Origin of the sequence: Actinobaculum sp. 313 (assembly GCF_003073475.1) — a bacterium.
Lineage (GTDB): Bacteria > Actinomycetota > Actinomycetes > Actinomycetales > Actinomycetaceae > Asp313.
On the sequence record NZ_CP029033.1, the window covers coordinates 2593281 to 2617145 of the forward strand.

General features: G+C 61.2%; 15 protein-coding genes and 1 pseudogene. 15 read left to right on the forward strand and 1 reads right to left on the reverse strand.

Annotated features, from left to right (window positions below):
* Positions 1-92 precede the first annotated feature (92 nt).
* The 9 genes and pseudogenes from DDD63_RS13420 (at position 93) to DDD63_RS11275 (ending at position 15559) form a co-directional block, all read left to right on the forward strand.
* The gene (locus DDD63_RS13420; protein ID WP_108716449.1) at positions 93-398 is read left to right on the forward strand and encodes a heavy-metal-associated domain-containing protein; all 306 of its coding nucleotides are present in this window, start codon (positions 93-95) and stop codon (positions 396-398) included.
* A gap of 20 nt (positions 399-418) precedes the next feature.
* Positions 419-2974 (forward strand): heavy metal translocating P-type ATPase, encoded by a 2556-nt coding sequence (locus DDD63_RS11240; RefSeq protein WP_108716450.1) that lies wholly within the window; start codon positions 419-421, stop codon positions 2972-2974.
* A 46-nt stretch (positions 2975-3020) separates the two neighbouring features.
* The gene (locus tag DDD63_RS11245; RefSeq protein WP_108716451.1) at positions 3021-5768 is read left to right on the forward strand and encodes a lysylphosphatidylglycerol synthase transmembrane domain-containing protein; all 2748 of its coding nucleotides are present in this window, start codon (positions 3021-3023) and stop codon (positions 5766-5768) included.
* Entirely contained in the window at positions 5768-7540 is a 1773-nt protein-coding gene (locus DDD63_RS11250) for a DUF2079 domain-containing protein (protein ID WP_108716452.1), read from the forward strand. Before DDD63_RS11245 ends, DDD63_RS11250 begins: the two co-directional genes overlap by 1 nt.
* 171 nt (positions 7541-7711) lie before the next feature.
* Positions 7712-9390 (forward strand): annotated as a pseudogene (pgm, locus tag DDD63_RS11255) (phosphoglucomutase (alpha-D-glucose-1,6-bisphosphate-dependent)).
* Between the two features lie 197 nt (positions 9391-9587).
* Positions 9588-11042 carry an NADP-dependent phosphogluconate dehydrogenase gene (gndA, locus tag DDD63_RS11260; protein ID WP_108716453.1) on the forward strand — a complete coding sequence of 485 codons (1455 nt, stop codon included), beginning with the start codon at positions 9588-9590 and terminating at the stop codon, positions 11040-11042.
* A gap of 283 nt (positions 11043-11325) precedes the next feature.
* The gene (locus DDD63_RS11265; protein ID WP_108716454.1) at positions 11326-12270 is read left to right on the forward strand and encodes a dihydrodipicolinate synthase family protein; all 945 of its coding nucleotides are present in this window, start codon (positions 11326-11328) and stop codon (positions 12268-12270) included.
* A gap of 256 nt (positions 12271-12526) precedes the next feature.
* Positions 12527-14497, forward strand: a complete 1971-nt coding sequence (locus DDD63_RS11270) for a YjhG/YagF family D-xylonate dehydratase (RefSeq protein ID WP_108716455.1) — start codon at positions 12527-12529, stop codon at positions 14495-14497.
* 276 nt (positions 14498-14773) lie between these two features.
* Entirely contained in the window at positions 14774-15559 is a 786-nt protein-coding gene (locus tag DDD63_RS11275) for a GntR family transcriptional regulator (RefSeq protein ID WP_108716750.1), read from the forward strand.
* A gap of 103 nt (positions 15560-15662) precedes the next feature.
* On the opposite strand, the gene DDD63_RS11280 is transcribed toward DDD63_RS11275, so the two are convergent.
* Complete coding sequence (locus DDD63_RS11280) at positions 15663-17189, reverse strand: mannitol dehydrogenase family protein (RefSeq protein WP_108716456.1); 1527 nt, start codon at positions 17187-17189, stop codon at positions 15663-15665.
* Between the two features lie 413 nt (positions 17190-17602).
* Here DDD63_RS11280 and DDD63_RS11285 point away from each other — a divergent pair, with 413 nt between their 5' ends.
* The 6 genes from DDD63_RS11285 to DDD63_RS11300 all read left to right on the forward strand — a co-directional run bounded on the left by DDD63_RS11285 (position 17603) and on the right by DDD63_RS11300 (position 23837).
* Positions 17603-19024, forward strand: coding sequence for a GntP family permease (locus DDD63_RS11285; protein ID WP_108716457.1), 1422 nt, complete (start codon positions 17603-17605; stop codon positions 19022-19024).
* Positions 19025-19497: 473 nt separating this feature from the next.
* Positions 19498-20310, forward strand: a complete 813-nt coding sequence (locus tag DDD63_RS11290; protein ID WP_240611279.1) for a zinc-binding dehydrogenase — start codon at positions 19498-19500, stop codon at positions 20308-20310.
* A gap of 768 nt (positions 20311-21078) precedes the next feature.
* Complete coding sequence (locus DDD63_RS13245) at positions 21079-21639, forward strand: hypothetical protein (RefSeq protein WP_276308082.1); 561 nt, start codon at positions 21079-21081, stop codon at positions 21637-21639.
* Positions 21600-22040 (forward strand): enolase C-terminal domain-like protein, encoded by a 441-nt coding sequence (locus tag DDD63_RS13250; RefSeq protein WP_276308083.1) that lies wholly within the window; start codon positions 21600-21602, stop codon positions 22038-22040. Before DDD63_RS13245 ends, DDD63_RS13250 begins: the two co-directional genes overlap by 40 nt.
* 22 nt (positions 22041-22062) lie before the next feature.
* The gene (locus DDD63_RS13255; RefSeq protein ID WP_276308084.1) at positions 22063-22257 is read left to right on the forward strand and encodes an enolase C-terminal domain-like protein; all 195 of its coding nucleotides are present in this window, start codon (positions 22063-22065) and stop codon (positions 22255-22257) included.
* Positions 22258-22577: 320 nt separating this feature from the next.
* A complete protein-coding gene (locus DDD63_RS11300; RefSeq protein ID WP_240611280.1) occupies positions 22578-23837 on the forward strand; it encodes a phosphatase domain-containing protein in 1260 nt (419 codons plus the stop codon).
* The last annotated feature ends 28 nt before the right edge of the window (positions 23838-23865 follow it).

Below are 23865 nucleotides of genomic sequence, written 5' to 3' on the forward strand. Positions count from 1 at the left end.
AAAGCACGCGCGCCGTGCCACGCCCGGGTACAGAATATGCGGTAGGACGCACAACATGATCCGTGCCGAACCGCGCGAATAAGGAGCTACACATGGCCTTCCATCTTCCCTTCTTCAAGTCCAGCGACGAAGCCGACGCCGCCGCTCAGAAAACCGCCACCAACGACTTCGACCGCACAATCGAACTCGGGGTCTCCGGCATGACCTGTGACCATTGCGTGGCTCATGTCACCGAAGAACTGAAAGCCCTGCCCGACGTCGGGAACGTCTCGGTGACGCTGAACTCCGGCGGCACCTCGAAAGTCCTCGTTTACACCGACCACGACATCGCCGACGAAGCCCTACGCGAAGCGGTATCCGAGGCCGGCCACTACACCGTGGAATCGATCGTGCGCTAAGGGCGCAGACTAACAACGCCATGGCACAGACTAGCGACATCGAACGCGCCGATACTCCTGGCTCCGCTGGTGGGCCACGTGGCTCGGTTGAAAGGCCGCATGGCCCGGCTGGTAGCACCGCCGGTGCGGACACCGCCCTCGCCCCTGCCATCAACACCATCGTGGGCGAAGTAGATCTGGCCGTTACCGGTATGACCTGCGCGTCCTGCGTAGCGCGGGTAGAGAAGAAACTGAACAAGCTGTCGGGTGTGGACGCCGTCGTCAACCTTGCCACCGAGCAGGCACATATCGAGCTCGGCCCGCAAGCCGCTCAGCTATCCGATGCGGAGCTTGTGACCACGGTTGAAAACGCCGGTTATGGCGCCTCCGTGCTCCGCCGCACCATGTTGCAGGAAGACGGCAGCCGTATAGCCGTCAGCACCGGCATCGACCCGGAAGAAGTCGAAGCCGCAGCGCAGCGGGCTGCCAGCGCGCGCGTTGCGGACCTATGGCGGCGCTTCGTCGTCGCACTTATTCTCTCCATTCCCATCGTCGCCGTCTCCATGGTTCCGGCCCTGCAGTTCCGCGGCTGGCAATGGGCGACGGGGGCGCTCTCGCTTATCGTCGCCTTCTGGTGCGGCTGGCCCTTCCACCGGGCTGCCTTCCGAGCCGCCCGCCACGGATCTACCACCATGGACACCCTGGTGTCTCTGGGCGTCCTCGCATCAATGGGATGGTCGCTGTGGGCCCTCTTGTGGGGAGGCGCGGGCAGCCTCGGATACACCATGCGGATGACCGGCATTCACGGACTCGCACATTCCGCCATGCCGCACCTGTACTTCGAGTCAGCGGCGATGATCGTTACCTTCCTCTTAATCGGTAGGTGGTTGGAGGCCCGTTCGCGGCGCTCCGCCGGTGACGCACTCCGCTCGCTGCTCTCCCTCGGCGCCGATGAAGCAACCCGGGTCCGCCGTGCAGACGGAACCGCTGTGAACGAGGTGATTCCCGCCTCCGAGCTGCAGCCCGGTGACGAGTTCCTGGTGCGCCCCGGTGAGAAAATCGCCACCGACGGCGTCGTGATAGACGGCACCTCGGCGGTTGACGCCTCACTGCTCACCGGCGAGTCGGTGCCGGTTGATGTCGCCTCCGGTGACGAGGTCACCGGAGCCACCATGAATACCTTCGGGTCACTGACGGTGCGAGCAAGCCGGGTGGGCGAGGACACCACGCTTGCGCAGATGGGGCGCCTACTCACCGAAGCGCAGATTGGCAAATCACCTGTACAGCGCCTTGCGGATCGTATTTCCGCCGTTTTCGTTCCGGCCGTAATCGGCATCGCACTCGCGGACTTCGCGGTACGCCTGCTGCTCGGCAACACCTTCGAAATGGCGCTGACCTCGGCAATCACCGTGCTCGTGGTCGCATGCCCCTGCGCCCTTGGTCTAGCCACACCCACCGCGCTACTCGTTGGCTCCGGTCGAGCCTCCCGGCTCGGTGCGCTTATCAAGGGGCCGGAAATCCTGGAAACCGCGCATAGCGTTGACACCATCGTGCTGGACAAGACCGGCACGCTCACCACGGGTGTCATGCGCGTGGACGATATCGTCGCCGTGGGCGGAGACGCCAGCGTGGGTGAAGATGCCAGCGTAGGTGAAGAGGCGAGTGTGGGCGGAGATGCCAGCCTGGGTGAAGGTGCCGACGTGAGTGAAGGTGCCGACGTGAGCGCGCCGGAAGGCAGCGCACCCCAGGATGCACAAAGCATAATTCTTGCCCTTGCCGCCAGCCTTGAATCCAAATCCGAGCATCCCATTGCCGCCGCCATTACCCGCTCGGCAAGCGAAAAGAAGCTCGAACTCCTGCCCGTACACGATTTCCACGCCCATGCAGGGCACGGAGTCAGCGGCATCTTGAATGGCGAACTACTTCGCGTAGGCACGGCGCGTTGGCTGGCCGAACAGGGAGTTGACACCGCAGCTGCGGCCACCGCTGCACAGCGGCTGGCCGCATCCGGGGCAACGGCCGTCGTCGTCGCACGCGATCAGCGGGTTATTGGCGTGCTAGCCGTACGTGACACTCTCCGCCCCGAAGCACCAGAAACAATAGCCCGCCTGAAAGAACAGCATCTTCAACCCATGCTGGTTACCGGCGACAACGAGGCAACCGCGCAGACCATTGCCGCCCGTGCGGGAATCCAACAGGTGCAGGCGGGCGTATTGCCCAACGGCAAACTCACCGTTGTCAGCGCATTGCAGGCGCAAGGGCACCGCGTTGCCATGGTGGGCGATGGCGTCAACGACGCCGCAGCTCTCGCGGGCGCCGATCTATCAATCGCGATGGGATCAGGAACCGACGTGGCGAAGGCGGCATCTGATATCACCATCGTCAACTCGGATATTCGTACCATCCCTGCGGCACTGCGAGTATCCTCACGCACTCTGCGTATTATCAAGGAGAACCTGTGCTGGGCCTTCGGATACAACGTGATCGCCATTCCGCTGGCCGTGTTGGGAATTATCGTGCCCGGCATTGCTGCGGCGGCCATGGCATCCTCCTCCGTTATTGTGGTGCTGAACTCGCTGCGTTTGCGCCGCGCGTAATGGCAACTTTGGCCCTGCCGCTCGGGCACCCCGTAAACTAACGACTATGACGAACGATGTGACGATCTCCGCTGCGGCCACCCCGCCGCGTCGCAGTGTCGTCCTCGTTGACGAGGTCACCCACTGGCTTCGCCGCCCACGTGACCTTGTATCGGTAGTGCTGTATCTGATCAGCATCGGGCTGGTCATGCTGCTGGCGGTATATGGCGCCTCCACCACGTTGGCGGTGACGCGGGACGTCCGCACCGCCACCAGCGGCATACTGCAAACGATACTTTTCATGCCCATCAATGTGCTGGAGGGCCTTCTCAGTTTCTTTCTTCCCCTCGCCGTTGCGGTGGACCTGGCGTGGAGGCGGCGCTGGCGCTCGCTCGTCACTTCGGCCATGGCACTCGTATCGGCCACCGCACTGGCATACGGCCTGCTCTGGTTATTTCAACGCTATTTTCCACTCTCGCCCATTACCGGCCAACTCTCGGACTCAATCAGCGAGCAGACCATCATTTTCCTTCTGCCCTACGTAGCCGCAATTTCCGCAGTTCTTACGGTTAATGGCTCCCGAAAACGCACCAAGATCATTTCCTGGGGCTGGTGGCTGCTGATTATTGTGCTCATCGTTTCCGTATTGCAGGGAACTCAGACCTTGCCCGGCGCCCTGATTACGGTCCTGCTCGGCATGCTCTGCGGCTGCCTTGCCCGCTACATCGCCGGAGACGACCCTGATCGTGTGGTGGGTGCCGACCTGGTCAATCTTGTACGACGTGCCGGTATTGATGCCGTGCAGATAGTCCGGATCGACGATCTGCCCGACGACGTCGATCTATCGGCTTGGCGTGCTAACACGGCGGAACCCATCGGATACGTTGACCGATTCGGCATAGAACAAATACGCCTACTGTTGCGCGACAGTACTGCGGGAGAAGCTGCAAACCATTCAAGCGCAGACACCGAACTGCCCACCTGCTGCGCTACAACGGTAGACAACGAAGGATCGCCGGTCGATCAGATACCGCCGAGCGGTGGTGCGGGTGATGCTTCAGTTATCGCACCCCCGGAAGATACCTCCTCCGGATCCCTTACCGTTGCCGATGATTTGAACGCCTGGCAGTTGCGGGCTGTCACCATAGATGCACACCATCCGCCCCTCGGAGAGGAGGCCTCCCGCAACTACATTGTCACGGACGTTACGGGCAGACATTTCCACCTCGCCCTCCTCGACGCTGATCAGCACATCGTCGGACTGTTGGCGACGATGTGGAACCGCATTGTTCTGACCACCTCCACCCGCCGATCAGAGCGCACAATCGAGGCGTCAACTGATCGTGTCGTGCTTATGGAACTCACCGCTGCAAACATGGGAGTGTGCCCACAGCGTCTGGTACGAGTGGCAGGTTCGGACACGTCCATGGCCGTTGCTTTTGAAGTGGACGGCGCCACCGCCTTTTCCGCACTTCATGCCGATACTATCCCGGATAGTGCCCTCGACGAGGTATGGGACGTCCTACAACGCGCGCATCGCCGCGGCCTCTCGCATGGAGACATCCGGGCCGGCGTCGTCGCCCTGCGTGACGGCCATGCCGAAATCCTCCACTGGGAGAATGGGTCATTGGCAGCCTCGGAGATTACCCGGCGGATTGATATGGCGCAGGCGATGGCCATGTTGGCAACCACGGTTGGCTTTGATCGGGCCATAGCTTCGGCGAAGCGGTGCCTGCCGGTCGATCAGATTGTCTCCCTGGCACCGATTCTGCAGGCTGCCATCCTTCCAAACGAGACCCGCTCGGCATTGACAGATAAACGCGAATTGCAGCGACTTCGCGACGCCATGACGGTGGCGATTCCCGCAGCAGCCGAAACCCAGCCCATGCAACTGCGGCGTTTCTCCGCCAGAACCGTTATCACGGTCTCCGTCGGTCTTATCGCGGTATTCATCCTGCTTGGATCCATCAACTTCGAGGACTTGAAGAAGACCTTGGTCCAAGCCCAGCCCCTGTGGATCCTGCTCGGCATTATCGCCAGCGGCCTGACTTACCTCGGCGCCGGCATCACCCTCAAAGCCTTCACAGCAGAGCACCTCACCCTGGGGCGCACCACCATGGTGCAGTTGGCGGCATCGGTCGTCTCTCTGGTGGCGCCCGCCGGTATTGGCCACGCGACGTTGAATCTCCGCTTCCTACAACGGCAAAAGGTTCCCATCGCCATTGCGGTGGCAACCGTATCCTTGGTGCAGGTAGCGCAGTTCGTCACCACAATTCTGCTGCTCATACTCCTCGGGCTACTCACCGACCAAGTCGGCAGTCTGTCTATTCCCTCCGGCACAATACTGCTAGTTTTGGGTATCGTCGTCGCCGTCATCGTGGCCATCTGGCTGATTCCGCCCCTGCGCCGCTGGCTGCTGGAACGCATTCGCCCAACTCTTGACAAGGTGTGGCCGCGTCTCGTCTGGCTGGCCACTCACCCGCGGCGCATCTTCTACGGCTTCTTCGGATGCGTGGTACAGACGGTTGGGTATGTGGCGGCGTTCGGCGCCTGCCTCGCCGCCTTCAACGAGACCCTATCGATTGTGACCCTCGCGGTTACCTATCTCGTCTCCAACTCCATCGGCTCGGTTGTGCCCTCCCCCGGTGGTATCGGCCCGGTTGAGGCCGCGCTTACCGGCGGCCTCACGCTAGCTGGCGTGCCTTACTCGGTGGCTCTCTCCACCGCGGTTCTCTACCGCCTTCTCACCTTCTGGGGACCGGTGCCGATCGGCTGGCTCGCGCTGCGCCGACTTACGAAGAAGGATGTGGTCTAATGGCGTCGGAGGGCACACACGTGACCCCAAATGGACCTGTCACCTCCGATGAGTCCGTAACCTCCGAAGCGGGTACATCACACCGCTTCGCAGCGAGGTTTCCACGTTTCGACGCCGTGGCATGGATCGTGACCGCAGTCGGGGCCGTGCTTTTCACCGCTTACGCCATCCGGCAGTGGGATGCCTTCTTCTCCTCGTCCTGGGACCAGGGTATTTTCACCCAACTCGCCCAACGTTACGCAAATCTTGAGACGCCCATCGTCGATATCAAAGAGCCGGGTTTCAATCTGTGGGGCGATCATTTCCATCCCGTGCTACTGGTAACGGGCATCGTATTCAAGATTTGGCCGAGCGGGCTCTCGCTACTGGTGTTGCAGGCACTCCTGTTCGCCCTTTCCGCCGAACCCATCACACGGGTGGCCCGGGCACGGCTCGGTCGACTGTGGGGAACGCTCGTTGGCATCGCCTACCTATTCTCCTGGGGCCTCGCCTCCGCACTGTCCGTGCAGTTCCACGAGTACTGCTTCGCCGTGGTCTTCCTGGCCTTTGGGCTCTCGCATTGGTTGGAAGGACGGCACCGCCTGGCTCTTATCGAACTCGCAGCAATCGTGTTCGTCAAAGAAGACCTCGGGCTAACCGTTGTGGCTTTCGGAGCCGTGCTCATCTGGATGCAATGGGGGCGGGAGTCCGCCCCCGCCGCCGCTGTCACTGCCCGAGAGGACCGGGCGGATCTACCTGCAGCCCAGTCGCAACCCGATGCCGTCAGTTCCTTGCCTGCCGTCACTTCCGTTGCCACTCACGAGTCGACGTCGCTCAACGCGTCCGCTTCTCAATTCCCGGCACGGACCTACGCTTTCTTCCGCCGCACCCTCCACACACGCGAAGCCACAACCGGGCTGCTGTGCATCCTGTGGGGATTCTTCTGGTTCGTCGTATCTACCTTCATCATCCTGCCCCTGTTCAACGTGTACGGCACGTGGAACTACACCGGAAATCTCAGCGAAACACAGACGGACATCCCCGGGATTCTTGGCTGGCTCACGAATTTCTTCGGACCCGGGCAAAAGGAGGTCACCGCCCTCCTCCTGATACTCGCGAGCGGCGTTGTCGGCCTGCGCAGCCCCTACATATGGCTGATGCTCCCCACCCTGGTGTGGCGTTTCGCCGGTAATGTGACGCACTACTGGGGATGGGGCTGGCACTACTCCGCTATTTTGATGCCAATCGCCGCTATCGCGCTTATTGACGGGGTGGAGCGGTTGCGCGGCAGCACGCGGCTCCGTTCCCACTGGAAGAAGAAGGCCGCCGCCGTAGGCACCTGCCTCGCACTTGCCACTAGCGCCACCATGACTTTCAACGGCGCCATTGGAACAATGCTGCGCGGCGAGACCATCGGAGGCTACTCCAGTCAGAGTTCGCGCGACGCCGCATGGGGCCTCGTGGACACCCTGGGCACCGGGCACAACGTGTGTACGGATATCTGGCTCATGGCCTACCTGGTACCCGGTAATACGGTGTATTGGGAGGGCACGGTCAACTCCGGCAACTCGACGGCCGGGCTCTATTACGACCCGTCCACTGGCACCTCGACTGATGGCACGAGATCCGGCGCGCAGAAAGCCATCGACGTCGTCGCCGCAAGCCCGCAAAGCGCGGTCATGCCATTCTCCCCGGAACAACTGACGCGTTGGGCGGCGGAGAACTTCGGCGGCCAATGGGAGATCACCTACTCCAGCGAAGGATTCCGGATCGCGCAACGCATCGCGGAATAATACTGGCACCGCCCAGTGCGTGTACGACGAGGTACTTCCACGTGCACTGCCGGGTACGTGCGCCGGTTGCCAGCCCGCGCAAGGTATAACAAGGTACTTCCACCATGCGAATTCCGGGCAATTCGCCGACTGGGCTCCCACGTTCGCACGGAACGTGCAAGAATCAGAACTATGAATGAACGTGCTGGAACTCCCGCCCTACCCGAGGACCTCATCGATGTTGACGAGCTCCTTTCCGCCTACTACAACATTGAGCCCGATCCCGCGAACCCGGCGCAGGCCGTGGTATTCGGAACGTCGGGTCACCGCGGTTCAAGCCTCGACGGTGCTTTCAACGAGGCACATATTGCGGCCACCACTCAGGCGATCGTCGACTACCGGCGTTCCCAGGGATTTGACGGCCCGCTGTACATTGGCCGCGATACCCACGCGCTGTCCGAGCCTGCCGAACGCACCGCCGTCGAAGTCCTCGTCGCTAACGATGTAGACGTTCGGCTTGATGCCCGCGGCTCATGGACACCCACCCCGGCCGTATCACTGGCCATCCTGACGGCAAATGGTGCCGGAACCGACGCCGGGGTGCGCACCACCGGGCCCGGCCTGGCCGATGGCATCGTCATCACCCCGTCACACAACCCGCCACGCGACGGCGGGTTCAAGTACAACCCGCCGAACGGTGGCCCGGCGGATACCGATGCCACCAAGGTGATTGCCGCCCGCGCCAACGAGATCCTGCGCGAGGGCTGGAAGTCCGTCAAGCGGATCCCCTACGAGCAGGCCGTGAAAAGTGATCGGGTACGAGGGCATGACTTCCTCTCCGCCTATGTCGAGTCGCTGTCCACCATGATCGACTTCCAGGCGATCCGTAACTCCGGGGTGCGCATTGGCGCCGACCCAATGGGCGGAGCCTCTGTCGAGTACTGGGGAGCCATCGGCGAACGGTATGGACTGGATCTGACCGTGGTCAACGAGCAGGTCGATCCACGCTGGGCATTTATGACCTTGGATTGGGACGGCAAGATCCGCATGGACTGCTCGTCACCCAATGCCATGGCATCCCTGCGCCAGCGCATGGCGCCGGGTGCGGACGGTTCCACGCCCTTTGATATCGCCACCGGCAACGACGCCGATTCGGATCGGCACGGTATCGTCACTGCCGACGGCGGCCTGATGAATCCAAACCATTACCTCGCAGTTGCCATCGAATACCTGTTCTCACACCGCCCCGGCTGGAACGCCCAGGCGGGGGTTGGAAAGACGCTCGTGTCTTCCTCGCTGATTGATCGGGTGGTGGCCGGTATGGGACGGCAACTCGTCGAGGTTCCCGTAGGCTTCAAGTGGTTTGTTCCCGGCCTCCTGAGCGGCACCATCGGTTTCGGCGGCGAGGAGAGCGCCGGTGGTTCATTCCTGCGCAACAACGGCACGGTGTGGACAACCGACAAAGACGGCTTGATCATGGATCTTCTTGCTTCGGAGATCATGGCGGTCACCGGGAAGTCGCCGTCACAGCTACACGACGATCAGGTCGCGCGTTACGGCGCTAGTTCCTACGCGCGTATCGACGCCCCCGCCAGCAAGGAGGAGAAGGCCAAACTCGGCGCCCTCGCACCAGAAGACGTCTCCGCTAGCACCCTCGCCGGTGAGCACATCACCGCGAAACTGGTTCGCGCCCCGGAAACGATGCCCTGATCGGTGGACTCAAGGTCTGCACGGAGAATGCCTGGTTCGCAGCGCGCCCATCAGGCACCGAAGATGTGTATAAGATTTACGCCGAGTCCTTTAAGGGAGAGGAGCACCTCACGCAGGTGCAGGACGAGGCGAAGGCAGTCGTCGCCGCCGCTCTCGGATAAGACCTGAGTGGGAGCCGCCATGCCGGTGTGGTCACCTTCCATCCCTTCAACCACACCGGTGCGGCAGCATGTATGTCAATTGCCGCCGAATTAATCACGCGGCGGCAGCTGCCGCCGCACAGCTGAAATAAAGCTGCTGATATAGCACTGCTGATATAAACAGGTGACGTTGTCGCCGCAACACCTAAGGAGTGAGTATGTCCATCCCTACCCCGCCGCAAGGAATCGCCGATATCGGCGTCACCGGCATGGCCGTCATGGGATCGAATCTGGCGCGTAATCTAGCTCGCAACGGCTACAAGGTTGCGATTCATAATCGTTCGGCGGCTAGAACCGAGAAGGTTATGGCCGAGCATGGCGACGAAGGCGTGTTCTATCCGGCCGAGTCTCTCAGCGATTTCGTGGCGGCACTGTCGCGGCCACGCGTCGCCATCATCATGGTGAAGGCGGGGGCGCCCACCGATGCCGTTATCGACCAGTTGGCCGACTTGATGGAGCCGGGCGATATCATTGTCGACTGCGGTAACGCCAACTATCACGACACCCGCCGCCGCGAAGCCGATATCCGAGCACGCGGACTGCACTACGTCGGTTCGGGAGTTTCCGGCGGTGAGGAAGGTGCCCTGAACGGCCCATCAATCATGCCCGGTGGAACGGCCGAATCCTACGAACGTCTGGGCCCGATGTTCGAGAAGATCTCCGCCCATGTCGATGGCGAACCGTGCTGTACGCACGTGGGGCCAGATGGCGCCGGGCACTTCGTCAAGATGGTGCACAACGGCATTGAGTATGCAGATATGCAGGTTATCGCCGAGGCGTACTACATCATGTCGACTGCGTTGGGAATGTCCGCGCCGGAGATCGGCGAGGTATTCCGCAAGTGGAATGAGACCGAGCTCGGATCGTACCTGATTGAGATCACCGCGGAGGTACTGGCGCATACCGACGCCGCTACCGGCAAACCCTTCGTCGATATCATCCTCGACCGCGCAGGGCAGAAGGGCACCGGCACATGGACCGTGCAGAACGGTGCCGAGATGGGTGTACCGGTCACCGGAATCGCCGAGGCCACCTTTGCGCGTGGCCTCTCCAGTTCCGTCGCGCAGCGCGAGGCCGGGCGTAGCCTGACCGCCGGCGTCGAGACGGTGCCCGTCGAGGATAGGGAGGCCTTTATCGAAGATATCCGGCAGGCCTTGTACGCCTCGAAGATGGTCGCCTACTCGCAGGGCTTCGAACTCATTCGGAAGGCATCCGACGAATACGAATGGAACGTTGACCTGGGTGCCATGGCGCGTATCTGGCGCGGTGGCTGCATTATCCGTGCGGTATTCCTCGGCAGGATCACCGACGCCTACGAGCGCGACCCGCAGCTCCCCCTGCTGCTGGCGGACGGCTACTTCGCCGAGGAGATCGGCAAGGCCGTTCCTTCCTGGCGGCGAGTTGTTTCCTATGCAGCCCGCACCGGTGTGCCCATCCCGGTGTTCGCGTCATCACTGGCTTACTACGACGGCGTGCGCGCGGACCGGCTACCCGCCAACCTCATCCAAGGGCAGCGGGATTACTTCGGTGCACACACCTATCAGCGTGTTGATAAGGAAGGCGTTTTCCACACGCTGTGGAGCGGAGATCGCTCGGAGGAAAAGCAGAGCTGAGCGGCTGTGAAGCGAGCCGCAACAGCGGCCCCACCGCCCGCGCCCCAGTCAACTGGACGCGGGCGGTTCCGGCGCCAGGCCCTCCGCGTACCGGGCCCTTCCGCGTACCGGACCCCTCCGCTCTCCACCGAAAAGAGGCGGAACCATCCGGCCTCACATTTCGCGCAAGTACAGCGCCACTGGACCCGAATTGTGACAATGTTAGAAGGCGGGCAGCTCCAACATCTGCTTCGTGCCCCACATCGCGACAATGGCGTAGCCACAAACCGGCAAAGGAACGAGCATGCGAACCACACTTGAATACATCACACCGGTGATCACCGCCTTCACCGACGACGGCGCCATAGACGAGGCGGCCAACCGCGCCGTCTATGACTTCCTCATCGATGGCGGAATCGATGGCCTTCTTCTGCTCGGCAGTATCGGCGAGTTCTACGCCATCCCACGCGAGGAACAGCTCCACCTCATTGACCTGGCAACCACGCATATCGCGGGTAGAACCCACCTGTTGGTGGGAACCGGGGGCAACTCGGTGGCCGAGACGATTGAAATGTCCCATTATGCGCTGCATGCGGGCGCCGACGGCGTCGTCATCATCGCACCCTACTATTTCCAACTCTCCGAGGCGGACCTCTATCACCACTACGCCACGATTGCCAAGGAAGTGGTTGGAAGAATCTACCTGTACAACTTCCCCGGCTGTACCGGGAACCCGTTGAGCACTGCGCTGGTGCAGCGGCTCGCGGCAGATCACCCATTCATTGTGGGAATCAAGGATACCCTGCCCGATATGTCGCATACGCGCGAGCTGATCGACACAATTCTGCCGGATCGCCCGGAGTTCCAAATCTACTCCGGGCTGGATGAGAACTTCGCGCACAACGCTCTGGCGGGAGGCAGCGGCTGTATTGCCGGCCTTTCCAACATCTACCCGGAGGTATGCGCCGCCTGGGCGAAATCGTGCCGCAACCAGGACTGGGAGGCAAGCGCGCGCTTGCAGCACATAATCGACACCCTTGCACCCCTATACAACATCACCCCTAACTTCACTCCCATACTCAAATACGCCATGGCATGGCGCGGCGTACCGGTCGCGCAGGCGTGCCGTACCTCGTGCGCACCGCTGAACGAAGCACAGAAGCAGGCCGTCGACGCGATTCTGCAGCGCGCCACCGCCCTTATCGCTGAGGCCGGACTCCGCCTCCTTCCCGCCACGCGCCCCTTATGACACTGTCTGCACACAGCCTCGTTTCCTGTGCCAACACGGGTACGTGGAACATAGTGCATGGGAGACAACCACGGCTGCATGCGACGTAGCGCTGCGGCACAACGTGTTGCGCGCGCCGTCAAACGAGTTGTGCCGAACCTTGCACACAACAGAGCCCTTCACACAACAGAACCCCTCGCACATCCGAACCTTCACACATCCGAACCTTCACACATCCGGCCCCAAAACACACCGACCTTTCAACGAGGACACGATCATGCAAGACATTTACACCGAAGACGACCCGGCAATTTACCAGGCGCACACCCATCGCGACGGCCCGGCGGGCCGTCTGCCCCTGACCCCGGACCAGTTACGCACACTTCCCAGCGGCAGTATCTTCGGAATGACGCTCAACGCGGGAATGGGGTGGAATCCGGCCGAGCTCGGCAACGACGCCATCATGATGATCAGCACGCTCGCCGGGATTCGCGAGCGCGATGGCCTTCCGACCGCCCTCGGGCTGCACACCGGCCATTACGAGCTCGGTCTCCAGTTGGAGGCTGCGGCGCAGGAGTTGGCTGCACACAACACCCTGCCCTACTCCACCTATGTCTCCGATCCGTGCGATGGCCGCACCCAGGGCACAACCGGCATGTTCGATTCCCTCGCCTACCGCAACGATGCCGCAACAGTTTTCCGGCGTCTTATCCGTTCTCTACCGGACCGCAAAGGCGTGCTCGGAATCGCCGCCTGCGATAAGGGGCTTCCCGCCCTCATGATGGCATTGGCGTCGCAGCACGATCTGCCAACCGTCCTGGTTCCGGGTGGATCTACGCTGATGCCTTCCCACGGTGAAGACGCCGGAACGATCCAGACCATCGGAGTGCGCTATGCCGGTGGTGAGATGAGCTTTGAGGATGCCGTCACCCTGGGGTGCCGTGCCTGCGCCTCCGCGGGCGGCGGCTGCCAGTTCCTTGGCACCGCCGGTACCTCGCAAGTTGTTGGCGAGGCCCTCGGACTGGCGATCCCACATTCCGCCCTCGCACCCTCGGGCGAGGCGATCTGGATTGATTTGGCCCGCAGCTCGGCTCGGGCACTGCTCAGACTCAAGGATGCCGGAATCACGACCACTGACATCCTCACCGACGACGCCGTCGAGAACGCCATGGTGTTGCACGCCGCCTTCGGCGGATCCACCAACCTGCTGCTGCATCTGGCCGCCATTGCTTACCACGCCGGATGCCGAGTCCCCTCCGTCTCCGACTGGGCACACATCAACCGGCGGGTGCCACGTCTGGTCTCCGTGCTACCCATCGGCCCGGTGATGTATCCGACCACTTCCGTCTTCCTGGCCGGTGGCGTTCCCGAAGTCATGCTGCACCTACGGCGTTTGGGGCTACTGCACGAAGACGTTCTCACGGCAACGGGACAGACCCTCGGTGAGAACCTCGACTGGTGGGAGAACAGTGAGCGGCGCTCCCGTATTCGCCAGCGTCTACGCGAGGTCGACGGCGTGGAACCCGACGAGGTCATCATGACCCCGGATGAAGCGGCTGTCCGCGGAATGACCTCCACCGTTACCTTTCCTCTCGGCAACATCGCGCCGGAAGGCTCCGTGGTGAAATCCACCGCCATTGATCCGAGTGTGATTGACGACGACGGCGTATTCAGGCATACCGCTCCCGTCAAGGTCTTCACCTCGGAGAAGGCGGCTATCACCGCAATCAAGGCGGGCGATATCGTTGCCGGAGACATAATGGTGGTCCTTGGTGCCGGGCCACGAGGCACAGGTATGGAGGAGACCTATCAGGTAACTTCCGCGTTGAAAAAGCTTCCCTTCGGCAAACATGTCTCTCTGATTACCGATGCGCGCTTCTCCGGCGTCTCGACCGGGGCGTGTTTCGGCCATGTCGGGCCGGAGGCATTGGCGGGAGGTCCGATTGGCAAGCTCCGCGGCGGCGACGTCGTCGAAATCGTCGTCGATACAAAGAATCTCGACGGTTCGCTCAACTTTATCGGAACCGAGGATCAACGGTTAACTCCGCAGCAAGGAGCAGCCGTGTTGGCTGCCCGCAACACTCCCGTCAGCCTGCGGCCCGATCCCGATCTCCCCGATGACACCCGGCTGTGGGCGGCCCTGCAGGATGTCTCCGGCGGCATGTGGCGCGGATGCGTGTACGACGTCGACAAGATCATCGCAACTCTTGAGGCCGGTGTGAAAGCCCTGGCGAAGGAGGAGGACTGACCAGAGAGGAAGGCATGCCAGAAGAATTGACGGGAGAAGAACTGACGAGAGAAGAACGCAACACGCCGACGCGTTAGCAGATAGTCGATTATCTGCGACTTCGAAACTCTGGATCGCGCGACGCAAATGTGCTGGTCGGAGGACTGTTAGCCAATATTGATTCGCTTAATAACTTCATTATCCATGACCTAGCCCACACGTAAGGGCCGCCACACCGGCGGTGGAGACGCTAGAATGCCGGATATACCCTTCGTACCGACACTCCAAGGCGGCGAGATGAACCCAGCAACCGGTAGTTCAGGCCAGCCAGCCGATGCTGCCCCCTTCGTTCCTGCCATCGAACTGGATAGGGACTCATCGGTTCCCCTTTACAAGCAGATTGCAGCTCCGATCGAACGCCTCATCTTGAACGGCGAGATCCCGGAGGGAAGTTTAATCGAAGATGAAGTATCCATGGCACAACGGCTGGAAGTATCGCGGCCGACCGCACGGCACGCACTGCAGCAACTCGTTAGCCAAGGCCTCGTCCGCCGTAAGCGCGGGTCCGGTACACGCGTCGCACCCACTCGAATTCACCGTCCACTCAGCCTCACGTCCTTCAATGACGACCTGAAACGTGCCGGTTTCACGCCCAGTACGAGAGTCATATCGTATGAGATAGTGCTCGCCGATGACGCGGAAATGGAAGCTCTGGAATGCGCTCGCGATACGGAAATCGTCCGCATGCGCCGCATCCGTTCGATCGAGACCGGCCCGTTGGCGATTATGACGAATCTGGTGCCTCTGGACGTCTGCCCCTCCTTGAAGGTCCTTTCAAAGCAGGGCCTTTATGCCGCCATGAAGGAATCCGGAGTCTCCATGATGACAGCTCATCAGACGGTCGGCGCACGCAATGCCACGCCTGATGACGCGGAGCAACTTGGCGTCCCGGTTGACGCACCGTTATTGACCATGCAACGCACCACATACGACGCCGCCGGGCGTGTGGTTGAGTACGGCAACCATCTCTACAACGCGAGCCTCTACTCCATCCGCCTCACACTTTTCGCAGACCGAATGTAAACCCCGGTGGGGATACAGTCGCGGTACGTAACGACCGCAGTGCGTAACGAGGCGAGACGTCCCGCCGGGCACAACCTCTGCTATGCCCGGCGGGGCCACACACCTAGATGCTTGAAAGCCTCTTACTCAAGGCGTCCTGCGCAGCTGCACGTACTCCACTACTCACGATCAGCTGTACCAGTTCCGTCACACGCTGATTGAAGGCCTCGTAGGCAGTCAACTCGCTGGCAAAGAATCCCCCGCGCAGAATCGCGTCGACGTGGACCGCTACCGGATTGGCGTCCGGTCCGGCCGCAGCGAGGGCAGCATCAGAGGCGGCACGCAGTTCGGGCTGCCGCGGCTCGACGATCTCTTCCACAAGCGCATCCGGCACGAAGCCGGGCGGCGGGCATGTGCAGCACAGCCAGGAGGCGAAAAGCAACGCGATTTGTTGCGGCATTATCCCCTGTGCCAACAGTCGAGTACCAGGGATGATGACTCGCTGATTGAGCCGCACGATTCCATGAGAACAAATCCGCGCCGTCCTGTCTCCCAGCGCGAAGTTCGTCCAGCGATCAAAGAGCTGCGCCACGTAATTCTCGGGATCGAATCCCTCCGGCAGGTCAATCGAGGGAAGCATCTCGTCACCGATCAGATGGCGCACACAATCCTCAATGAACTGCTGGGTGCGCGCATCAGGAACAGTGCCCCGCCCGTCGAGCACGCCGAGATAGGAGATCAGGGAGTGGCAGGCATTGAGAATGCGCAGTTTGACCAGCTCGTACTTCTCCACCTCGGTGGAAAAGATGACTCCGCGCGCCTTCTCCCATGCAGGCCGACCCGCAGCAAAGTTATCCTCAATCACCCACATGGTGAACTCTTCGGTAGGAACCGGCACGTCGTCGTGATAACCGGCAATACGCTCAACGTCCGCGCGCGTCTTATCCGTCGTTCCCGGAACGATACGATCCACCATTGAATTGGGGAAGGTGACAGAGTGCGCCATCCAATCCAGCAATGCCGACTCCGCGTCCACAGCCTGCAAGAACTCAGTGACAAGGCGGCGCACAAGCGCCCCACCCGCCTGCATATTGTCGCAGCACAGAATCGTCAGCGGTGCCCCGCCGTCGGCAAACCGTTTCTGCAGCCCACGTGCCAACAGTCCCACCGGCGTGCTGGGGCCGGCGCCGGCGATATCCGCAGCCACGTCCGGGTGGGCGGTGTCGAGTCCTCCGGTCATCTCATCCTTGTGGTATCCCTGCTCGGAAACCGTCAGTGTAACGATCTTGTGCTCGGGAGCGGCGATTTGCGCGACGACGGCCTCAGGTTCGTCGGCGGCAACGCAAAAGGCGCGGTGTACGTCCACGATTCCCACATCTTCGCCGCGCGGTGTCAGCTGCAGTACCGAGTAGGCGCCGCCCTGTTCGCGCATTGGATCAACGACGCCGTGGCTATGCATCGCCACTCCAACCACACCCCAGTCCCCGGGCTCCGCCGCAAGGGCCTCCGCCGTCGCAACAGCCGCATGGGCACGATGGAAATTGCCCAGGCCAATATGGACAATCCCCGTCTTCTCAGGAGCACTTGCTCCGATCAGGCGCTGGGCAAGTACCTTGTCTTGATACAGGTCATCTCGGTGCAACCTTTGCATTCCGCCACCTTTCTCTTTTGAATGCGGCTACTCCCTTGTTCACCGCTGGAGCCGCCAATCACCGCAGCGATTGAGGCTCCTTACCACTGTATGCCGTTGTGAGCCGCTGCGTTGGGCTCTCTCGTCCAGGATTCCAAGACTGCGCCGCCCGCGCACGTGACTACCGCGGACATCGATAGCTGACTGGACAACCCAGAGGCCAGACGCGAGTGGACATAGGGCCCAAACGGCTCAGATTCGGGTTTGTACAATTGAGTCTACCAGCCGTACTAAGATGGCAGGTGCCGTAGCAGAAGGGTCACGCGCCCGCACGCTCGGCGTACATCATTTGTCCGCCACAAAGCGGTGATCGGGGCACACACATCCCGCTTATCGGGATCCTGGTCCTGCTTGTAATGTCAATGGAGACCTCCATGGAAAACTGGGAACAGACAATGAGTGCCGGCCCCTTGCTGGGGATCGCGGCCGCAGCGATTCTTTTGATCTTGCTGCTCATCATCGTCTGCAAATTGCATGCATTCCTGACGCTTGTTATCGTGTCCGTTCTGACCGCATTGGCAGCCGGAATCCCGATTGGCAGCTTATATGACGTGGTCATGAGTGGTTTCAATTCCACGCTGGGAAGCGTCGGTATATTAGTCGGGCTGGGCGCAATGTTGGGCAAACTTATAGAAAACTCCGGCGGCGCACAGGCACTGGCCGATTCTATGATCCGAACCTTCGGTGAGAGAAACGCACCGTTCGCACTCGGCATCGCCTCGTTGCTCCTCGGCTTCCCAATGTTCTTCGACGCCGGCCTCGTCGTGATGCTGCCAATCGTCTTCGCTGTTGCGAAACGTCTGGGTGGCCCCATCCTGCTCTACGCCTTCCCCACCGCCGTCGCCTTCTCGGTGATGCACGTGTTCGTGCCGCCGCATCCCGGCCCGGTCGCTGCTTCCAGCTTCTTCGGCACCAACCTAGGCGTCCTTATTATCGCTGGTATCGTGGTGGCAGTTCCGACCTTCTACGTCACCGGCGTTCTGTGGGGCCGCTACTGTGCGCGTCGATTCCCGAATATCGACATCTCGAACACGATTTTCGGCGGCGAGACTCGTACGGTGGCGAATCCGCCGAAGACGGGAACCGTTATCAGCGTGTTGCTACTCCCGATGCTCTTGATTTTCCTGAACACGAGCGTCGATTTCATGACGAAGGCGGATGTATTCGGCAAGTACAACCCCGAACCCGAACTCTCCCAGGTCTCCCTACCCACATGGGCCAAGGTGTTTACACTCCTCGGGACATCCGGTATCGCGCTGCTCATCGCGGTGATCGTTGCTATCCTTGTGCTCGGTTTGCGGCGCCACGAGGGCGGCTCAGCGCTGGAGAAGCTTCTCGATTCTTCGCTTGGCCCCATCGCCTCGGTCGTCTTCATTACCGGTGCCGGTGGCATGTTCGGAGGAGTGCTGCGCCAGTCCGGTATCGGTAACGCATTGAAAGAGGCACTTGGCGATCTGGGCATGCCGGTGATCGTTGCCGTATATCTGGTTGCGGTCGCGCTACGGTTGGCGCAGGGTTCAGCCACAGTCGCTCTTACGACCGCTGCCGGTCTGATGGCACCTGCGGTACTAGACGGTAATTTCAGTCCCATGCAGGTTGTGGCGATCACCTTGGCTTGCGCGGCAGGCTCTGTTTTCGCATCCCACGTCAACGACTCCGGATTCTGGCTCGTTGGCCGCCTGCTCGGCATGGATACCGCTACCACGCTGCGAACCTGGACAGTCCAGCAGGCGCTCGAATCGGTGATGGTGTTCGCTCTGTCTCTGGTCATCTTCGTCGTCGGCGGCATGTTCTGATTGCTCTCGTCGCCACGAGTCGGACCGTCACAGTTGCACTAGTCCGACTCGTGGCAGCCTCAACCCAGCGTAGGTTCCGCACGGTGCGATGAATCGTTGTAGTACCAACAGTTTCAAAGACCTACTCCATCCGCCAAGATCACGCGCTTAGTCCATCCACATACTCCAGTCACCACCACTATCCACACGTCGTGATGAACCCCGCGGTGTCGCGCGGTTCATCACGGCATATGCACTCCATAGAAGGAACAATCACAAAAGAAAGAGGTTGCCATGCGTGCCGTTTATATTCACGGCAAAGAAGATCTACATATAGAGGAGGTACCCTTACCGGAACCCGGTGAGGGGCAGGTTCGGCTCCGCGTCGCCTATGTTGGCGTTTGCGGATCGGACCTGCACTACTACTTCGACGGCGCGGTAGGTGCCTACGCAATTACCGAGCCCCTGACCCCGGCCACGAGCTCTCAGCAACCGTGGACCTCGACCCCTCCGGCAAGCTGGAGCCTGGCACCCCTGTTACGGTTCACCCAGCTACCTTCGGAACGCCGGTGCCGGGCGCCGAGGATCGCCCCAGCGTCTTCCCCGGAGGTAGCTATCTCGGCTCCGCCTCGACTCATCCACACACACAGGGCGGTATGGCCGAGTACTTGGTGGTCCGCTCGGACATGGTCCGTGTGCTACCCACTGGAATGGACCTGCGTGTGGCGGCACTATCCGAACCGCTAGGCGTAGGCCTGCATGGAATCAATATTGTCGGCGACCTGGAGGGGAAGAAGGTTCTTGTCTCAGGCTCGGGACCCATCGGATTACTCACCGCTGCCGGCGCCCTCAGTAAAGGTGCTGCGGAGGTGGTTGCCGCTGACGTTCTGGACGGGCCGCTTTCGCGAGCATCGCAGCTCGGCGTCACGCGCACCCTGCGCTCGGACCGTGATGGGCTTCCGACCAATTACTTCGACGTCATCCTCGAGTGCACGGGCGTGCCCGCTGCGGTCTCCAACGCGTTCGAGGCAGTGCGGCCGGCCGGTTTGCATGTGCAGGTCGGAATGCTTGCGGGCGGTCCGCAGCCGCTGACCATCGCACCGGTTATCTCCAAGGAGATTGAGATTCGCGGCAGCTTCCGTTTCAACAATGAGATTGACGACGCCGTTCAGTTGCTGGCGAACCGTCCGGAGATTGCCGACGCCGTCATTACCCATACCGTGTCCGCCGACGATCCGGTGGCGGCTTTCGTCACGGCGAAGAACTCTGATCTTTCGGGCAAGGTTCTGGTCGAGATGTGGCTGTGAGCCCATAGTGCGGGGCCGTGGCCGGGTCGGCTGCGGCCCTGCACGCTCGCGCCTGTCCAAATCCCGTCCAAACGATGGCAAAATGGAATGTTTCAATTTAAAGAATGGCGGAATCATGCGGATTTCGGCGTCGGTGAAAACCGGATGTTCTTCGTTTGGACGGGATTTGGACACATCGCGCCGCCGAGACACGAGGATGCCAGCAACACGCGCTGCCGAAGAGGATGACAGCAACACGCGGCGCTAACAGGCTCGGCCACATTCAGTCATCGAATAATGTCCCCTGTTCGGCGGGCAAAAACGCGACACTATGAACACATGGTAGTCGCATCAGCGATGGTGTGATATCCGGCCCGCCAACGCGAGGTTGCGGGGCGGATTCGCCTCATGTTCGGCCGCCGCATTCGGCAGGGTCATTGTGCCGATGTGAGACCCACCGATTGTCGATCAGTACATGAATGCCGGCGCCACTGCCTCTCCCAAGCCTGGGGCTCGCCAGATGGTTCCGTCCGGCATTGGCGTCGCAGCGATGCATTGCCAACGAATTGCGCGGGGCACCGTCGGCATTCTCCACACTTCCGTCGCGCGAATCCAACGGACTCGCGCAGCCACTGATTGCCGGTCCCCTCGAAGCGTCTCGGCACGTCGGTTGGATCGCCTGCCCGTCGTGGCGTGCTCGAAATGCGCACGCGGACTTAATCTGCAGGCAGATCGAAGCCGACGGGCCGCAGAGTCATTCAGATACAGTGATTACACAAGGAGCGATTCATGCCCGACAGCATTAAGAACGTCAAACTATCCCATGTGGTACTCCCGCTTAAGAACGAGATCTCCGATGCCAAGGTGTTCACCGGCAGGCAGAAACCGATGACGGAGGTCAACTTCCTTTTCTGCGAACTCGAAACCAGTGACGGCCACACGGGCCTCGGATTCGGATACTCCAAGCGTGCCGGTGCCCCCGCCCAATTTGCGCATGCGAATGAAATCGCCGACAACCTCATTGGTGAAGATCCCAACGATATTGACCGCCTACACGTCAAATTACTGTGGGCGGGAGCCTCGGTCGGCCGTTCGGGCGTGGCCGTACAGGCCATTGCAGCCATCGATGTCGCCCTGTGGGATCTGAAGGCGAAACGCGCCGGACTTCCACTATCCAAACTTATCGGCACGCATCGTGATTCGATACGTTGCTACAACACCTCCGGCGGGTTCCTCAATTCACCTCTTCCGGAAGTGCTCGACAATGCAAAGAGGCACTGGAGTCAGGCATTGGCGACATCAAGATCAAGGTGGGACACCCGGACCACAAGATCGACTTCGAGCGCCTAACGGCGATGCGTGATCTACTGGGTGATGACTTCCCGCTTGTGGTGGACGCGAATCAGCAGTGGGACAGCCCCACCGCCATGCGCATGTGCAAGGCAATGGAGGAATTCAACCTCATCTGGATCGAAGAGCCGTTGGATGCCTACGATTACGCCGGGCACGCGGAACTTGCCCGCGAAATTGCCACCCCAATTGCCACTGGAGAAATGCTGACCTCCGTGGCCGAGCATCGCAAGCGTATTGAAATGCACTCATGCGACTTCATCCAGCCCGATGCGCCGCGAATCGGGGGCATCACCGAGTTCCGCAAACTGTTGATTCTGGCCGAAGAGGCCGGGCTTCAGGTGGCACCGCATTTCTCCATGAAGATTCACTCCCATCTGTATCCGGGGCGGCCTCATTGATCGAGTGGCACCGCACTTCTCCATGGCGATTCACTCCCATCTGGCGGCGACCTATCCCTTGGAGCCGTGGGCGGAGCACTTCGACTGGCCCGACCCGCTCTTCAACGAGCACATGGAAATCAAGGATGGCCGCATGATTGTCTCCGACCGCCCGGGTCTGGGCGTCACACTCTCCGACCAGTTGCGTGCGTGGACGGTTAACACCTACGAGATCTGACCAATTCCGCAGCCGCTCGCGTGGGCGGTGCGCCAGAACCGGCGGACCCCCACGCGCCTGCAGCGTCGGCTCACGCCTGCGCATGTGAGGGCTACTCTCGGGGACATATCGGTCTGCTAGTGGCTCTCGCGCCTGCACATGTGAGGGTTACTCTAGTCCTCTTCGAAAAGGTCAGCCTGCCATCCGCATCCGAGCCCCTGGGCCGGACGGTGCCGACTGGAACGAGCTCATCACGGCCATACCTCTCAGGCGGCCAAATACTGCCTACGGGACGCCACCGGCGCCCGCAAGCGCATGCTGCGGCTTGGTAAGCTGACCGCATGGGTTTGGCCGACATCGTTCGCTCCATCGAAAACCAACACAACAAGCGTGGCATCGTGCGCCGCCGCGCTGCCGGTTGGCTTCCCCAAATTCTTCCCTACACCGGCTACGGGTCGGTCGATACTGTTCGCGTCCTCGCCCGTGCGGTCATGGCCGACCCCGCCCATCACCACTCGGATCCCCCTGCCGCCTGCGCTGAACCGCCTGCCGCTCACACCAAACAGCCCGGCCGACACATCGCTACGCAGCGGCAATTGATGTACAAACCTAATAACATCAGCGCCGACGGCGAGCGTCTGCACACCGGCAAAACTCCCTTCCTTCCGCGCACCGGCGCGGGCAACCCGTCGTCGGCAGGCAACCGCGTCAATGAGATGGTTGAGCGCGCCACCCAGCGGGCGGTGGACGCTCAAGCGCAGGCGCAGCGTGGCTGGCGTCAGTTCTTCACCACCCAGGTCGGGTATCTGCCAGTCACCGTCAGTATCGGCGACGTCGTCATCTCCACCCGCACGGACCACTCCGGTTATATCGACATTGTGGCGGACAACCATGGCTTGACACCGGGATGGCATAACGCGACCATCACACCCGCAGCTGGCGAGGCGGTGACCGCCCCTGTGATCGTGGTGGATCCGCGGGCGAAGTGGGGAATCGTTTCAGACATCGACGATACAATCCTGGTCACCTGGCTACCCCGAATGCTGCTGGCTGCTTGGAACTCATTTGTTCTTCCCACCGATGCGCGCCAAGCCGTCGTCGGCATGCCGGAGCTCTACCGCCACCTCCTTTCCGGAGACCCGCACGCGCCGGTGTTCTACCTGTCCACCGGCGCGTGGAACACGGCACCTGCCATGCAGTCATTCATCCGTACGAACAACCTCCCCGAGGGTCCACTACTACTCACCGACTGGGGACCCACCCCCACCGGCCTCTTCCGCTCCGGTGAGAGCCACAAACGCACTCAGTTGCGCAACCTTCTCATAACTCTCCCGAATATCCAGTGGTACCTCATCGGCGACGACGGCCAGCACGATCCCTTCATATATGACGAGCTGGCACGCGATCACCCTTCCCGTATCCGGGCCATAGCCCTGCGCGAGCTGAACCCAGTTGAGCAGGTTCTCTCACACGGAACGCCAAGTACGATGGAGAGCCGTGAAATCGCGGCGCCTCCCTCGGTACCGGTAGTCCGCGGCCGGGATGGATTCGAAATACTGGAAGGCTTTCGCGCACAGTCCGCCGCCGCGCCTTCTGCGTAACCCGCGCAATCCTTCGCGCAACCGGCCC